The sequence below is a fragment of the Streptomyces sp. 11-1-2 genome (assembly GCF_003595545.1).
Lineage (GTDB): Bacteria > Actinomycetota > Actinomycetes > Streptomycetales > Streptomycetaceae > Streptomyces > Streptomyces hygroscopicus_B.
In genome coordinates, this window is the sequence record NZ_CP022545.1 from 9,168,943 (window position 1) to 9,184,405 (window position 15,463).

The 15,463-nt window shown below is 72.7% G+C and carries 15 protein-coding genes and 1 pseudogene; 15 read left to right on the forward strand and 1 reads right to left on the reverse strand.

Features of this window, described 5'->3' with window-relative positions; all coding sequences use genetic code 11:
• The first annotated feature begins 10 nt into the window (after positions 1–10).
• From CGL27_RS39440 to CGL27_RS39495, 12 genes are all read left to right on the forward strand, one after another.
• Positions 11–2,308 (forward strand): beta-ketoacyl-[acyl-carrier-protein] synthase family protein, encoded by a 2,298-nt coding sequence (locus tag CGL27_RS39440; protein WP_119992365.1) that lies wholly within the window; start codon positions 11–13, stop codon positions 2,306–2,308.
• Complete coding sequence (locus CGL27_RS39445) at positions 2,305–3,681, forward strand: alkaline phosphatase family protein (protein WP_119992366.1); 1,377 nt, start codon at positions 2,305–2,307, stop codon at positions 3,679–3,681. Before CGL27_RS39440 ends, CGL27_RS39445 begins: the two co-directional genes overlap by 4 nt.
• Positions 3,678–4,319: a hypothetical protein gene (locus tag CGL27_RS39450; protein ID WP_119992367.1), complete on the forward strand. Its 642-nt coding sequence runs from the start codon at positions 3,678–3,680 to the stop codon at positions 4,317–4,319. The genes CGL27_RS39445 and CGL27_RS39450 overlap by 4 nt, the downstream gene beginning before the upstream one ends.
• Complete coding sequence (gene cysD, locus CGL27_RS39455) at positions 4,294–5,100, forward strand: sulfate adenylyltransferase subunit CysD (RefSeq protein ID WP_119992368.1); 807 nt, start codon at positions 4,294–4,296, stop codon at positions 5,098–5,100. The genes CGL27_RS39450 and cysD overlap by 26 nt, the downstream gene beginning before the upstream one ends.
• Positions 5,101–5,181: 81 nt before the next feature.
• The gene (locus CGL27_RS39460; protein ID WP_162953171.1) at positions 5,182–6,375 is read left to right on the forward strand and encodes a GTP-binding protein; all 1,194 of its coding nucleotides are present in this window, start codon (positions 5,182–5,184) and stop codon (positions 6,373–6,375) included.
• Positions 6,372–7,715 carry an alkaline phosphatase family protein gene (locus tag CGL27_RS39465; RefSeq protein WP_119992370.1) on the forward strand — a complete coding sequence of 448 codons (1,344 nt, stop codon included), beginning with the start codon at positions 6,372–6,374 and terminating at the stop codon, positions 7,713–7,715. Before CGL27_RS39460 ends, CGL27_RS39465 begins: the two co-directional genes overlap by 4 nt.
• Positions 7,712–9,538, forward strand: a complete 1,827-nt coding sequence (locus tag CGL27_RS39470) for a radical SAM protein (RefSeq protein WP_162953172.1) — start codon at positions 7,712–7,714, stop codon at positions 9,536–9,538. The genes CGL27_RS39465 and CGL27_RS39470 overlap by 4 nt, the downstream gene beginning before the upstream one ends.
• Positions 9,535–10,407, forward strand: a complete 873-nt coding sequence (locus CGL27_RS39475) for a hypothetical protein (RefSeq protein WP_162953173.1) — start codon at positions 9,535–9,537, stop codon at positions 10,405–10,407. The genes CGL27_RS39470 and CGL27_RS39475 overlap by 4 nt, the downstream gene beginning before the upstream one ends.
• The gene (locus CGL27_RS39480) at positions 10,404–11,912 is read left to right on the forward strand and encodes an MDR family MFS transporter (protein WP_119992373.1); all 1,509 of its coding nucleotides are present in this window, start codon (positions 10,404–10,406) and stop codon (positions 11,910–11,912) included. The genes CGL27_RS39475 and CGL27_RS39480 overlap by 4 nt, the downstream gene beginning before the upstream one ends.
• 11 nt (positions 11,913–11,923) lie before the next feature.
• On the forward strand, positions 11,924–12,181 hold the full coding sequence (locus CGL27_RS39485; RefSeq protein WP_059145788.1) for a helix-hairpin-helix domain-containing protein: 258 nt from the start codon (positions 11,924–11,926) through the stop codon (positions 12,179–12,181).
• A complete protein-coding gene (locus CGL27_RS39490) occupies positions 12,178–13,002 on the forward strand; it encodes a class I SAM-dependent methyltransferase (protein WP_119992374.1) in 825 nt (274 codons plus the stop codon). The genes CGL27_RS39485 and CGL27_RS39490 overlap by 4 nt, the downstream gene beginning before the upstream one ends.
• 36 nt (positions 13,003–13,038) lie before the next feature.
• Positions 13,039–13,386, forward strand: a complete 348-nt coding sequence (locus CGL27_RS39495) for an MmcQ/YjbR family DNA-binding protein (RefSeq protein WP_119992375.1) — start codon at positions 13,039–13,041, stop codon at positions 13,384–13,386.
• A 31-nt stretch (positions 13,387–13,417) separates the two neighbouring features.
• Here CGL27_RS39495 and CGL27_RS39500 read toward each other — a convergent pair whose 3' ends face one another.
• A complete protein-coding gene (locus CGL27_RS39500; protein ID WP_346345762.1) occupies positions 13,418–13,999 on the reverse strand; it encodes a class I SAM-dependent methyltransferase in 582 nt (193 codons plus the stop codon).
• Positions 14,000–14,116: 117 nt separating this feature from the next.
• Here CGL27_RS39500 and CGL27_RS39505 point away from each other — a divergent pair.
• From CGL27_RS39505 to CGL27_RS39515, 3 genes and pseudogenes are all read left to right on the forward strand, one after another.
• Positions 14,117–14,671: pseudogene (locus tag CGL27_RS39505) on the forward strand (RNA-guided endonuclease TnpB family protein); the annotation flags it as partial.
• A gap of 50 nt (positions 14,672–14,721) precedes the next feature.
• On the forward strand, positions 14,722–15,159 hold the full coding sequence (locus CGL27_RS39510) for a hypothetical protein (protein WP_119992376.1): 438 nt from the start codon (positions 14,722–14,724) through the stop codon (positions 15,157–15,159).
• Positions 15,149–15,460, forward strand: coding sequence for a nucleotide disphospho-sugar-binding domain-containing protein (locus CGL27_RS39515; protein ID WP_240451045.1), 312 nt, complete (start codon positions 15,149–15,151; stop codon positions 15,458–15,460). Before CGL27_RS39510 ends, CGL27_RS39515 begins: the two co-directional genes overlap by 11 nt.
• Positions 15,461–15,463 lie beyond the last annotated feature (3 nt).

Genomic DNA, 15,463 nt, shown 5'->3' on the forward strand with positions numbered 1-15,463 from the left:
GGCGGCGAGCGTGAGCTTCCCGGTGGTCATCACGGGCATGGGCGCGGTCACCGTATTCGGCGACGGCTGCACCGCGCTGTTCGAGGCGCTGCGCAAGGGCGAGTCGGGCCTGCACGAGCTGCGCGGCATCGCGGTCGCGCGCGGCAAGAACCGCTCGGCCCAGATCGAGGACCCACGCCGGACGGGCCCCTGGCGGCTGTCGGACATGGCCGTGGACGCCGCCCGCGAGGCGCTCGCGCAGTCGGGCGGGCCCGCGCCGGGCGTCACCGGCCTGTACGTGGGCACGACCGGCGGTGACAACCGGGCGCTGGAGGACCGCTGGGAGGACTTCCTGGCCGCCCGCCGGGCGCTGGCGGCCGGGGCCGACCCGCAGGTGGACGACGAACTCGCCGAGGCGTTGGTGCGGTTCCCGATCGGGGTGCTCGCCGATGTGCTGGCGCACCGGCTCGGCATCGAGGGCCCCCGCTACGCGGTGACGAACGCCTGCGCGTCCGGCACCACCGCGACCGCGATGGCGCTGCTGGCGCTGCGTCAGGGCACCGTGGACCGGGCCGTGGTGGTCGGCGCCGACCACCTCAAGGCCACCTCCTACTGGGGGGCGGAGCGCGCCGGGTTCGTGGGCCACGACCTGCGCCCCTTCCACGCCGACCGGGACGGCAGCGTCCTCGGGGACGGGGCCGGGGCGCTGGTCCTGGAGCGCGCCGCCGACGTGGCCGCGCGCGGCGGCACACCGCTGGCCGGGCTCGCGGGCTGGGCCATCACCTGCGACGACAACCCGCATGCGATCATCCCGCCGGAGGACGGCGCGTCCAACGCAGAGGCGGTCCGGCTGGCCCTGGCCGACGCCGGGCTCTCGCCGGAGGACGTCGACTACTTCAACGCGCACGGCACCGGGACCCCGTTGATCGACCGGCTGGAGACCGCCTCGGCGAAGCTGGTCTTCGGCGACCGGGCGGGCCAGGTCGCGATCAGCAGCACCAAGTCGATCGTCGGGCACCTGGCCGCCGCGTCCCCGATCATCGAGGCGATCGCGACCGTGTACTGCCTCACCGAGCAGTGGGTGCACCCCACGGCCAAGCTCGACCGGATCGACCCCGCGCTCACCTTGGACTACGTTCCGCTGCGCGGCCGTCCGCAGCGGATCCGCGCGGCGGTGTCCAACTCGCTGGGCGGCGGCGGCACCAACGCCGTCCTGGCGTTCCGCCCGCAGGACTCCGCCCCCGCCGCGCAGGAGACGCTCGAGCCCGTCCCCGACGCCTTCGAGCCCGTCCCCGACGTGGTGGTGACCGGGACCGGCGCGGTGAGCAGGCTCGGCGACGGCCCGGACGCCCTGGAGGCCGCCTACGGTCCCAACGCCGCACCCGGGCGGACCCGGCCCTTCTCCGTGCTGGACCACATCGACGCGGCGGCGGGCTACCAGTACCTCAGCCGCTCGGCACAGCTCGGGTTCGGCGCGGCGGCGCAGGCGATGGCCGACGCGGGCCTGCCCGTACCCCTGCCCGCCGAAGGGCCGCTCGCCGGCCGCCGGGTGGCGGTGGTCATGGGCACGGCCGTCGGGGGCTTGAGCGCGATGGCCGAGACGCTGTGCCCGCACCTGTCCGCCGACCCCACCCGCATCACCCCGTCGATGTCGCTGGACCACGGGCCCCAGCTCGCCGCGACCCTGGTGTGCCGGGCCGCCGGTGTCACCGGCCCGATGGTCACCCTGATCAGCGGACCGGCCGCCGGTCTGCAGGCGGTGGAGGTCGGCCGGGCGCTGCTGGCGGCCGGTGCCTGCGACATCGTGATCGCGGGCGGCGGCGACGCGGGCGACGCCCCCACCCGCGATGCGGCGCGGCTGCTGGCGGGCCGTCAGGGACGGGCCGGGGAGGAGCCGACGGACAGCGCGGCATGTGTGGTGCTGGAGCGCGCCGACGGAGCGCGCGAGCGCGGCGCGCCGGTGCGCGCGGTCGTCACGGGTTGCGCGAGCTGGTCGGAGCCCCAGGCACCGGACCGGACCGACGCGGCGGCGGGCGCGCTGACCCGCTGTCTGACGGCGGTCGGCGCGGACGGCGCCGACCGGCCGCACCTCTCGTACCACGTGGGCAAGGGCAATCTGTCCGACACCGGCGAGGTCAAGCTGCTCGCCTCCGGCTTCCAGCCCGAGGCGCTCGGCGGCGCGCTGGCCGCCGGGCCGCTGCTGGCCGTCGTCGCGGCGGTCGCGCGGGTCGCCGTCGAGCCCGGCGCGGCCGCGATCGTGTCCACCGTCGCACCGGGCGGCTCCGCCGCCGCGCTGCGGCTGGCCGGCCCGGACGGGGGGCGCGGATGAGCGCCCGGGCCCGGGCCATCGTCCTGATCACCGAGGGGGCGTGCCCGGAGCTGATCGACCGGTGGGGCCCGGAGCGGCTGCCGCATCTGCACCGGTTGCGCGCGCTCGGCGCGAGCGGGCCGCTGCGCTCGGACTTCGTCCCCTACGAGGCGCCCGGGCTGTTCAGCGCGTTCACCGGATTCGCGCCCGACGAGCACGGGTGCTTCTCCTACTGGGACGTACACGCGCCCGACTACCGGCCGGTCGTGCTCGACGGATCCGCCGCCCGTCGCCCGTTCCTGTGGCGGCGGCCGGAGCTGACGGGCCGCCGGGTCGCGCTGGTGAACCTGTTCGGCACCCATCCGGTGGAGCCGGTCGACGGGTACTGCCTCAGCTATCCGATGCGGGCCACCGTGCGGGCCTGTCATCCGCGGAATCTGCCGGTGCTGCTGGCCCGCGAGGGTGTGCGGCCGGTGCACGACGTCACCGTCTGGTTCACCGGCGGCCCGAAGGACCCCTTCGTCGCCGGTGTCCTGAACGCCGACCGGCAGCGCGCCGACGCGGCCCTGGCGATGCTGGACGGCCGGGTCGGCGACCGCCCCGACCTGACCGTCCTCAACCTCACCGCCATCGACCGGCTCTCGCACGTGTACTGGCAGGAGACCGAGCCGGGCAGCCCGGTCCCCGAGGCCGACCAGGCGGTGCTGCGCGCCTACCAACTCGCCGACCGGGTGCTGGGCGAGCTGCTGGAGCGGCTCGACGACCACACCAGCCTGCTGGCGTTCTCCGAGATCGGATTCGGGCCCCTGCGCTCCTACCGGTCGGTCAACGACGTGCTGGCGGCGGCCGGGCTGCTCACCCTCGGCCCGGACGGCACGCCCGACTGGTCGCGGACGACCGCGTTCGAGGCGGTGCAGGGCGCGCAGGGCGTCAACCTCAACCTCGCGGGCCGCTACCGGGACGGCGCCGTCCGCCCCGCGGACCGCGCCCGGGTGCTGGCCGATGTCGCCGCCGTCCTGGAGGAGCACATCAACCCGGCGACCGGCACCCGGTTCCTCACCCGCGCCATCCCGCGCGAGGAGTTGCACGGCGGCCCGGCCGCCGACGCCGCCCCCGACCTCGTACTCGACCCGGCCGACTGGCGGTATCTGCCGCTGGGCGACCCGTTCTGGTCCGGCCGCACCAACCGGATGCTGCAGAGCGGCTGGCACCGGCGCGACTCCTACTGGGCCGGGGCGGGCGCGGCGTTCACCGCCGGGCGCGGCGGCCCGGCCCGGCCGCTGGACGTCGCGCCGACGCTGCTGACGATGCTCGGCCTGGACCCCGCCCCCGACCTGCCCGGCACGGCCTTGACCACGCCCGCGCTCCGACCGGCCCCGGCGGGTGCCTCATGACCGGCACCCTCCTGCCCCTGGCGGTGACGCTCGACGCCGATGGCGGCGCGTGCGTCGCGGGCCTCGACCCGGACGGCCGCTGGATCCGCCCCGAGCCCGTCACCGCCGAGCAGGTGGGCCCTGAGGGTCCCTACGCGTGCTTCCAACCCGTCCGGATCGGCCTCGGCCCGAGCACCGAGCCGGACGCCCGGCCCGAGGACCGTGCCGTCGTCGCGCCTCCCCGGCCCGCCGGCCCGGCCCTCGACCCCGCGATGCGCGAGCGCCTGCTGAAGGACACCGCCGACGCGACCGTGGAGAAGGCGTTCGCGGGCGAGCGCAGCGCCGGTCTGGTGCCCGCCGATGTGCGCCGGATCTACGGGCGGCGCTCCACCGGCGGCCGGTCCTTCCTCCGGCTGGAGTTCACCGACGCCTCCGGTGCGGAGCACGACTGGATCGTGCGCGACGCGCGGCTGGTCCGCGCGTTCCCGGCGCCGCTGGAGGGGCCGCTGCCCGACCTGGCGGGGCCCTGCTTTCTGTCCATCGGCCTGACCAAGCCGAACGGCCGGTTCCCCGGACGGTTCCGGGGCTGTCATCCCCTCGTGGTGGGGGTTCTTTCCGAAAGGGGTGACGTGAGTGCCCTCGGCGCTGCGCGACCTTGAGAACGACACGGTGCAGGTGCTGCGCGAGGTGCGCGGCAGGTTCACCAACCCGGCCCTGCTGTGGTCGATGGGCAAGGACTCGACCACGCTCCTGTGGCTGGTCCGCAAGGCGTTCTTCGGGGAGGTGCCCTTCCCCGTCATCCACATCGACACCTCCTACAAGTTCCGGCAGATGTACGAGTTCCGCGACCGCTGGTCCCGGGAGTGGGGCCTGGACCTGCGGGTGCACCGCAACGAGAAGGCGCTGGCCGCGGGGATGGGCCCGACCGCCGCGACCAAGCTCGAATGCTGCACGGCCCTGAAGACCAACGCCCTCCAAGAGGCCCTGGAGGCCGACGGACACGACGCGGTGCTGCTCGGCATCCGCGGTGACGAGCACGGGGTGCGCGCCAAGGAGCGGGTCTTCAGCCCGCGGGACCGGTCCTTCGGCTGGGACTACCGCAACCAGCCGGCCGAATTCTGGGACCTGCGGCAGGCCGCGGTGGACGACGGCGGCCATATGCGCGTCCACCCGATGCTCTCCTGGCGGGAGATCGACATCTGGGAGTACGTACAACAGGAGGGCATCCCCGTCCCCGATCTGTACTTCGCGAACGACGGGAACCGCTACCGGTCGATCGGCTGCGAGTGCTGCTGCTCGCCGGTGCGCAGCGACGCCGGGACGGTCACCGACGTGGTCATCGAGGTCCGCCGCTCCCGCGAAGGCGAGCGCGCGGGCCGGGCGCAGGACAAGGAAGACGCGGCGGCGATGGAGAAGCTCCGCGCCCTCGGATACATGTGAGGCGGCATCAGTGACGACACCCGTACTGCCCGAGGGGGACCGACCCCCGCAGCCACCGCCCGTGACGCCGACACCCTGCGCGTGGCGTTCGTGGGGGAGGTGGACCACGGCAAGTCCACCTTGCTCGGCCGGCTCCTGCTGGACACCGGCAGCGTCACGACCGACCGGCTGGAGGTGCCCGTCGCGGACGGCGGGCTGGCGTTCCTGCTCGACGGGCTGACCGAGGAGCGCGCCGACCTGTTCACCCTCGACACCGCCAGCGCCGTCCTGGAGACCGGAAGCCGCCGGTACGTGCTGATCGACGTGCCCGGCCACGCCGAACTGCTCGTCAACATGGCGACCGGGGCGTCCCGTGCGGAGGCCGCCGTGATCGTGGTGGACTGCCGCGAGCGCGCCGCCGAGCAGACCCGGCGGCATATGCGGGTCCTGGCGATGATGGGCGTCACCGCCGTCGTCTGCGCCATCACCAAGATGGATCTCGCCGACTGGGCGGAAGCGGAGTTCCACACCGCTGCCCGGCAGGTGGCCGCGCTCGCCGACGAGATCGGCCTGACGCTGGTGGCCGCCGTCCCGGTCAGCGCGATGACCGGCGACAACGTCACCGCCGCCGGCACCCGGCTGCCCTGGTACGCGGGCCGTCCCCTGCTCGACACGCTCGCCGACCTGACCCCCTGGGGCGATGGCGGCGCGCCGCTGCGGGTCGAGGCCCAGGACGTCGTCGAAGGCCGGGTGCTGGCCCGCGTGCTCAGCGGTGAACTGCGCACCGGGGACCGGCTCGTCGCACCCGGCGAGGACGCCCGCACCGCCCTGCGCATCGAGCGCTTCGGGGAGCCGCCCCAGGAGTCGGCCGCCACGGGCGACAACATCGGGCTGGTGCTTTCCGGGCCGCCCTGTGCGCCGGGCACCCTGCTCGCGCCCCCCGACCGGCGGCCGCTGCGCGGCGACCGGTGGCGGGTCCGCGTGCTGTGCACCGCCGAGGACGGGTTCGCCGAGGGCGCCCGGTGCACGCTGCGCCGGGCCGGCGCCGACCTGACCGGCCGCATCGCCCGGGTGGAGCGTCACTGGGACAGTGCCCGGCGCGCCCCGGCCGCGACCGACCGGGGCCCGGTGCGGTTCAGCGAGGTCGCCGAGCTGACCGTGCTGCTCGACCGGCCCGCCGACGGCGACGAGGTACGGGTGTGCGCGCCGCTGGGCCGCTTCATGCTCACCGACGGCTCCGTCCGCATCCTCGGCCTGGGCATCGTGGACGAGATCGCGGGGGAGGGCCGGCGATGAGCGCGATGGTGATCGGGCTGGACGGCGTCCCGTACTGGCTGCTGCGCGACCTGGCCGACCAGGGCGTCATGCCGAAGACCGCGGGCCTGCTTCCGCAGGGGAGCTTGCGCGCGATGAGCGCGCCCGTCCCGGAGATCAGCTCCACGTCCTGGGCCAGCTTCCTGACCGGGACCGACCCGGGCACCCACGGCATCTACGGCTTCGTGGACCTGCGGCCCGGCACCTACCGCACGTACTTCCCGGGCTACGGCGATCTGAAGGCCCCGCCGCTGTGGGAGGCGGTCGACCGCGACGGCGGCCGCAGCGTGATCATGAACGTGCCGAGCACCTACCCCGCGCCGCCGCTGCGCGGCACGCTGGTGTCCGGCTTCGTGGCCCCCGACTTCGACCGGGCCGTGTACCCGCCCGGGCTGCGCGGGCCGCTGCGCGCCCTGGGCTACCAGCTCGATGTCGAGGTCGGCGAGGTGGCCGCCGACCCGGACGGGTTCCTGGACCGGGCGGAGGCCGCCCTCGCCGCCCGCCGCGCCGCCTTCGCCCACGTCCTGTCCGGCGGCTGGGACCTGGCGGTGTGCGTCATCACCGAAACCGACCGCGTCCACCACTTCCTGTGGAGTTCGCTCACCGACCCCGCCGCCCGGCTCCACGGGCGCGTCCTCGACTTCTACCGAAGGGTCGACGAGGCCGTGGCGGAGCTGGCCGACCGCGCCGGGGACGGCGCGCTGTTCCTCGCCAGCGACCACGGCTTCGGCCCGGCGCATACGCAGTTCTATCTGAACGCCTGGCTGCGGCGGGCCGGGTATCTCGCGCTGCCGCCCGGCGCCGAGTCCCTGGAGGAGATCGACGAGCGCACCCGGGCGTTCGCGCTCGACCCCGGCCGTATCTACCTCAACACCGCCGACCGCTTCCCCCGCGGCGGGCCCCACACCGACCCCGGCGAACTCACCGCGCGGCTGCTCGCCCTGCGGCTCACCGAGGACGGCCGGATCGCCGAGGGCGGCCCCGGCACCCCCGTCGTCTCCGAGGTGCTCTCCGGGCCGAAGACCTACGCCGGGCCGTACGCGGACGACGCCCCCGACCTGGTCGTGATGCCCGCCCCCGGCGTACAGATCCGGGGCGCGTGGGCCACCGACCAGATCACCGGGGACGCCCCGCTGACCGGCACCCACACCCGCCCGGACGCCACCTTCTGGTGCCGGGGCGACCAGGGCACCGACCCCCTGCACATGCGAGACGTGGCGCCGACCGTCCTGGCCTCCCTGGGCATCGACCCGCCACCCGGAACCGAGGGCACCGACGTGCGGGTCATGCGGCCTGGGAACGAGGAGGACATCCGATGGTGACGTCTGGGAAAGAGCTCGGGCTCGCACCCCGGGAGAAGCCGGGACACTTCGAGATAGCGCTCGACGCGAGGATCACCGACCCGGCCGCGTTCCGGGTCAGCTTCGTGATCCTGCTCGACGGCGACCTGGTGATGTCCCCCGAGCACCTCGGCGTCGCCTATATGGCCGCGACGCTGCGCGCGGCGGGCTTCTCCTGCGAGATCCGCGAGGCCGAGCACGGCCGCCACCAGGAGGTCGTGGACGCCATCGCGGCCTACGCCCCCGGCCTGGTGTGCTTCACGCTGATGAGCCTGAACGTGCCGAGCTGCGTGGAGTTCTGCGCGGCCCTGCGCAAGGAGATGCCCGAGGTGGTCATCGCCTGCGGCGGCCCCGCCGGGACGTTCACCGGCACCGATGTGCTGCGGGTCAACCCGCACGCCGACATCGTCGCGGTCGGCGAGGGCGAGCCCATCATCCTGGACCTCGCCCAGCGGCTCGCCCTCGGCGAGGACATCGCCGGCTGCCCCGGCATCGGATACCGCGACGCCGACGGCGGATACCGGCAGAACCCGGCCCGCCCGCTCGTCCACAACCTGGAGGTGCTGCCGTACCCGGTCCGCGATCAGCTCATCGCCCACGGCAACAAGCTCGAATACGTCCGGGTCAGCACCAGCCGCGGCTGCGTCGCCCGCTGCACCTTCTGCTCGGCCCCCAACCTCGGCAACCGCGTCCAGGCGGGCAAGGCGTGGCGCGGGGTCGGCCCCGACTACGTACTGGACGAGGTGGAGCAGCTCGTCCGCGACCACCGGTTCCGCACCTTCGACTTCATCGACTCCACCTTCGAGGACCCCGACGGCGGCCGGGTCGGCAAAAAACGTGTCCGCGCCATCGCCGAGGGCATCCTCGACCGCGGTCTCGACATCTACTACAACGTCTGCATGCGCGCCGAGAACTGGTCCGACTCCGCCGAGGACCACGACCTGCTCGACCTGCTCGTCCGCAGCGGCCTGGAGAAGGTCAACGTCGGCATCGAATCCGGCGTCCCCGAAGAGCTGCTGCTATGGGAGAAGCGCGCCACCGTCGAGGACAACATCAGCATCATCCGGCTGCTGCGCGAGCACGGCATCTATCTGGCCATGGGGTTCATTCCGTTCCACCCCTACGCCACGGTGGAGACCCTGACCCAGAACGCCGACTTCCTGCGCGAGCACGCCGGGCACAACCTGCGCCGTCTCACCGAGCGGCTGGAGGTCTACCCGGGCACGTCCATCGCCCGCAAGCTGGCGGACGACGGCCTGCTCGGCGACCGCTACGAGGACACTCTCGATCCCTACGACTACCGCCACAGCGATGAGCGCGTCGAGCGGCTCGCCGTCCACTTCGCCTCGCTCTACAACGACGAGGACTACCACAAGCGCGGCGTCATCACCGACCAGTCGGCGGTGTTCGAGTTCGAGACGTTCAACGTCGTCGTGCAGACCTTCGTCTCCCGGCTCTACCGCCGCTTCCACGCCCTTCCGGGGGCGATGGAGGTCCTGGAGCGGTTCAAGGACTTCCTGCACGAGACCCGCCAGGACATGGGGCGGCAGAACCACGAGTTCTTCATGGAGAACCTCGACGACGTCCTGACCGACCGCCTGGACCCCGCCAAGCGCCGCCGCCAACTGGAGCAGATCGAGGCCCGTTTCCGCTCCTGCATCGACCGCATCCGCGCCGAGCAGCTCCGCGTCGGGATGCGGCTGCACCGGTTCGGCGCGGACGTCACCGCCATCAGCTCCAGCCTCCCGCCGGTGACCCCCGGCGGCGCGCCCCGCTCGTACAACGGGGGTGCCCCCACGTGGTGACCCACCGGACCGCCGACGTCGCGGTCTGCACGCTGCGCACGCACACGCTGCCCGCGCGGCTGACCGGACATCCCCGGGTGGCGGTCGCGGCCCCGCTGGCCACCGCCAACCTGGGGATCGAGGAGCTCGTCCGGGGCGCCCTCGCCCGCCCGGCGGTCCGGCATCTGGTGGTGTGCGGGCACGACTCCCGGCTGTTCCACCCCGGCCAGAGCCTGCTGGCGCTGGCCGCGCACGGCACCGCCCCGGACGGCACCATCATCGGCGCGCACGGCCACCGGGCCCATCTCCCCAACCTGCGGCCGCCCGTCGTGGCCGCCTTCCGCCGCCGGATCGCCGTCCACGACCTGCGCGGCCAGGACGACCCGGCCGCCGTGCTGGCCGCCGTCGACGCCCTGCCCCGCCACGCCGACGACGCGGACGGGGCGGGCGATGTGAAGGGCCCGGACTGTGTGGCCGGTGTCCTGAGGGAGGAACTGGCGGCCAGCACGCCCCGGTTGGTGCCGCTGGCCGCGGTCGGCCGGGTCCGTCCGATCGCCTCGGCCGGAGCCGGCTGCTTCGTCATCTCCCTGGACCGCCCGGTCGGCCGGATCGTGCTCCGGCACTACGGCGAGGACCTGGCGAGCGGGCACGAACTGCGCAGCCGCAGCGGGACCGCCCTCACCCTCGCGGCGGTCGCCCACGGGCTCACCGACGACCCCGCCCACGCGGGCTACCTGGGCGGTGAACTGGCCAAAGCCGAGACCGCGCTGCGGCTGGGCCTCGCCTACGTCCAGGACCGCCCGCTCGACTCCCGGTCCGCCGATCCGGTCCCTTCCCCTCGCTGGGCCGGCCCGGTGACCGCCGAACCCCCCAAGGGAGTAGCCCTGTGACCGCTGAAACGACGGCGCCCGCCCCGGCGGCGGCCCCCCCAAGCCTCAGCCGTCGGCTGTGGGTCTTCGGCGGCATCCTTCTCGGGATGCTGCTGTCCACCCTGGACCAGTCCGTCGTCGCCGCGGCGCTGCCGAGCGTCGTGCACGACGTGGGCGGGCTCGAGCACTTCGCCTGGGTCTTCACCGGGTACGGGCTCACGCTCAGCATCACCACCATCGTCGGCGGCAAGCTCGGCGACCTGTTCGGCCACCGCCTGGTGTACCTCGGCGGCGTCGTGGTGTTCATCGCCGGGTCGATGCTGTGCGGACTGGCCGGGAGCATGGGCCAGTTGATCGCCTTCCGGGTGATCCAGGGCATCGGCGGCGGCGCGCTCGTGGTCGCCTCCTTCTCACTCATCGGCCAATTGTTCGAGCCCGCCGAGCGCGCCAAGTACGCCGGGTATTCCACCAGCGTGTTCGCCGTCGCCAGCGTCGCGGGCCCGCTCGTCGGCGGCGTCGTCACCGACGCCATCGGCTGGCGCTGGGTGTTCTACGTCAATCTGCCGCTCGGCCTGGTCACCCTCGCCGTGGTGGCGTTCCTGCTGCCGACCGCCGCCACCCGCGCCCGACCGAAGATCGACTACCCGGGTGCGGCGCTGCTGGCGGCCCTGTCGGTCTGCGTGGCGCTGCTGGCAGGGCGCGTCGGCAGCCTGGACGCGGTGCTGTCCACGCGCGGTATCGCGCTGATCGTCGCGATCGTCCTGCTCATCCCCGCGTGGATCGTGGTGGAGCGGCGCGCGGCCGAACCGATGATCCCGCTCACCCTGTTCCGCAACTCCACCTTCGTCCTGTCGAACACGATCACCATGCTGGCCGGGTTCGCGATCCTCGCCACCGTCAACTTCCTGCCGCTCTTTCTGCAGGCCGCCTCGGGCGCGTCGGCCGTAACCTCCGGTCTGCTGCTGATCCCGATGATGTTCGGCCTGCTCGTCGCCTCCACTCTGGTCGGCCGTCGGATCGCCGAGACCAAGAAATACCGCTGGTTCCCGGTGGCCAGCATGGCCGTCGCGGCGCTCGCGTCGTATCTGCTGTCCACCATGGACGCGGACACGCCCTGGCCGCTCGTGGTGGCCTACTCGGTGCTGCTCGGCGTCGGCTCCGGCCTGTCGATGCAGGTGTTCATGGTGGCCGTGCAGAGCTGCGCACCGCCCGCCCAGATCGGTGCGGTGACCGCGACGGTCACCTACGCGCGGCTGGTCGGGGCCTCCTTCGGGATCTCGGCGTTCGGCGCGGTGTTCTCGGCGCGGCTGGCCACCGAACTGCCCCGGCACGTGCCCGGGGACAGCGCCCAGTCCATGACGAACCTGACCGCCGACGCGCTCGACAAGCTCCCCGGCGACCTGCGGCACGGCTTCACCGAGGCGTACGCCGACTCGCTGGGCACCGTCTTCTTCATCGCGGTGCCCGTTCTGCTGCTGGCTCTCGTACTGTCCCTCGCGATGCGCGACCGCGCGTTGGGAGAGTGAGGAGCAGCCCTATGGAGAGCGACCTGAGGCAGATCCCCGGCGTCGGCAAGGCCGTCGAGGGCGACCTGCACGGCATGGGCATCCACCGCGTCGAGGAACTCGTCGGGCAGGACCCCGAGGAACTGTACGACCGGCTGATGCTCGAACAGGGGGCCTATGTGGACCGCTGCATGCTCTACGTCTTCCGGTGCGCCGTCTACTACGCCGAGGGCGGCAGGGAGCCGGAGAAGCTCCGTTGGTGGAATTGGAAGGACTCGAAGACACCATGACCGTGATATCCGCCGTGCCCACCCTCCCGGTGGGCGCGCTGTTCAGCCAGACCCGCCGCGAGTTCGCCTCCTGGTATTCGCGGCTGTGGGGGCCGCTGGGGGCGCTCGCCACCGGCGTCTCCCGGCCCCGCGCGGGAGAGCGGGTCCTGGACGCCTGCTGCGGCTCCGGCGCGTCGGCCCTGCCCGCCGCCCGCGCCGTTGGTGCCGCCGGCCATGTCGACGCCGTCGACATGGCCGGCGCCCTGTTGGACCAGGGCCGGGCCGAGGCGGACCGGCTAGGGCTCGCCCATCTGCGGTTCCACCGTGGCGATGTCACCGCATGGCGCGCGGATGCCCCCTACGACCTCGTCCAGTGCTGCTACGGCGTGTTCTTCTTCCCCGACATGGACGCCGGGACCCGGCACCTGGTGGATCTGCTGCGCCCCGGCGGCCGGATAGCCCTCAGCACCTGGGTCGGTGGCGGGATGGACAGCATGGTCCGCCGCGCACGCGAGGCCGCCTCCGCGGTCCGCCCGCTGCCCGCACCGCCGACCGCCCCCGACCCGCGCACCCGAGTGGACTCGGCCGATGGGCTCGCCGCCTGGCTGCGCTCGTTCGGCCTCGTGGACGTCGCGGTGCACCGGGTCGACTACCGCGTCCCGCTGCTCGGCGACGACGCCTGGATGTTCCTGCTCGGCGCCGCGCCCCGCCGCTTCGTGCTCGGCATGGACGAACAACAGCTCGGCCGCGTCCGGGACCGGCTGCACGCCGACATGGCGGCCGCCGGCCACTCCCACCTCGACGCCAGCAGCCTCATCGCCGTCGGCGTCCGGCCGCGATAGCCGTCCGGTGCCACCGCCGGTGGATAGGCTCGCACCGTGAAACCCGACGACGTCACCGCGCACTGCCTCGCCCTGCCCGGCGCGGCCGAGGACTTCCCCTTCGGCGATTCGCCGGCCGTCTACCGCGTCGGCGGCAAGATCTTCGCCCTCCTCAGCGAGGGCGCGGTACCGCCTCGCGTCAGCGTGAAGCTGCCGCCCGACGAGGTCCTCGCGATGCGCGCCCAGCACCCGGACACCGTGCTGCCCGGCTACCACCTCAACAAGCGACACTGGGTCACCGTGCTGCTGAACGGGGGCCTGGAGGCCGAAGAGGTGCGCGAACTGCTCGGGCAGTCCTACGAGATCGTGGTGGCGTCGCTGCCCCGTCGGCTGCGCCCGGTCTGACCGTCCGTTCGCCCCGCCCGGCGCTTCGGGCTCACTCGCCCCACTTCAGGTAGATCACGGGTTGCTCGCGGAAGGGGAGCTGCCGCAGCGTCATATGGTCGAGGCCGAGGGTCTCGCGGATCGCGGCGGTCACCCCGGGCCACCGGGGATGCCCGAGTTCGTCGAAGGCCACGATGCTGCCCTTGGCGAGATGGGGACGGATCGCCTGGAGCACCTCACGCGTCGGCTCGTACAGGTCGAGATCGAAGAAGGCCATCCCGATGACCGTCTCCGGATTTTCCGCCAGATAACGCGGGACCGTTTCCCGGACGTCTCCCTGGACCACGAAGGTCCGCTGGACATGTGGAATGGGGTCGCCCGCCTCGTGTGCGGCGAGCACCTCACGCAGGTGGTCCACCTCGTTCTCGGGGACGGCGAACCTGCCGATGGCCGCGCTCGGGCTCACCTGGTCGATCTCGGAGAGGTCGGGAAATCCGGTGAAGGTGTCGAATCCGATGATCCGGCGGTAGGAGTTGTACGGCTCGTACAGGCCGCGCAGCGCGGTGAGGGTGGCGAGATGGCGTCCGTGCAGGACACCGAACTCCATGATCACGCCGGGGATCTCGGGGAGCATCCGTACAGCGCGTCCATGGTCAGCAGATCCGCGAGCTGATGGCGGCGGAGATACACCGGGAGATTGTCGATCAGATACAAGCCGGTTCGCCGTCAGGGCGGACCGGCGTTCACTCCCAAGCTGGCCAAGGCGCCGCGGGAACTGGCCCGTAAGGCCAAGGGGGAGGGAGCCAACCGGGCCAAGGCCCGCCGGAGAGTCGCCCGCGTTCACGCCCGGATCGCCGACCGGCGACGCGACACCCTGCACAGGCTCACTACTCGGCTCGTTCGTGACAACCAAACGATCGTGATCGAGGACCTCACCGTTCGGAACCTGTTGAAGAACGGCAGACTGGCCCGTGCCATCTCGGACGCGGCCTGGTCTGCGTTCCGGAGCATGCTGGAGTACAAGGCCCAGTGGTACGGCCGTGAGGTGATCGCGGTCGACCGCTGGTTCCCCTCCTCCAAGCTGTGCTCGCACTGCGGAACCCTGCAGGACAAGATGCCGCTCAGCGTCCGCACCTGGACCTGCGGCAGTTGTGGCGTCACCCATGACCGCGACGTGAACGCGGCGCGGAACATTTTGGCCGCCGGGCTGGCGGTGTCGGCCTGTGGAGCCGGTGTAAGACCTCAACGGAGCTCTCCGGGCGGGCAGTCGGCGATGAAACAGGAAACCCCACGGCGCGAGCCGTAGGAATCCCCCTCCTTCAGGAGAGGGAGGAAGCCAAGAACGCGATCTATCCGATGTCCGTCGGCGAACCCTCGCGCGAGACGATGCGCAACGGGCCCTTCGTTCCGCTGTTCGAACGCATGACCAAGAAGGCGCTTCCGGCCTTGAACGATGTGCGTGTCCCCTGGGGGCTGGCGCCACTGAGTGCCGCAGGGGACCAGTACTCGCGGGCGGACCGGTGCATGGTGGCGACCTTTCCCACGGTGGACCCGGCGGCGGACGCGGTTCCCGAGCGCGTCCATTACGTGTGTCCGGGCTTCGTGCCACCACAAGAGCGGGCGGGTGATATGGGCGATACTCGCCGTTCTCTGATCAGCCTGTCGACCACACCGCATTCCGCTCAGCCCGAGTTGGTGCGTTCGCTCCTGGAGGCCGCCGAGGGAATCGACGCCGCATTCCACTCCATCGGCGGAGTCGTCCCTGATGCAGAACTGCCGCGCAATGCTCCCTGAAAGCTCTGTCCTGGTGACGCTCGGCGGTCATGGCACCTTCGTACGGGGCCTGGCCTTTGGGGCCCCTATGCTGGTGATCCCCTTTGAGCAGGACGCGTTCAACAACGCGTGCCGGGCAGCGGATTTGGGCGCGGGCCGTCACCTTCGACTCGATGCGTCCGTACCTGCTCTCAGGGAGGAACTCCAGCGCCTGCTCACGGACGACAGCTACCGGCTGGCCGCGAAGGACGTCGCCGGCCGGCTTCGCCGCGAATACCGGCCGGAAGCCGCCGCCCGGATCATCGCCGAACTCGTCCCCTGAGCC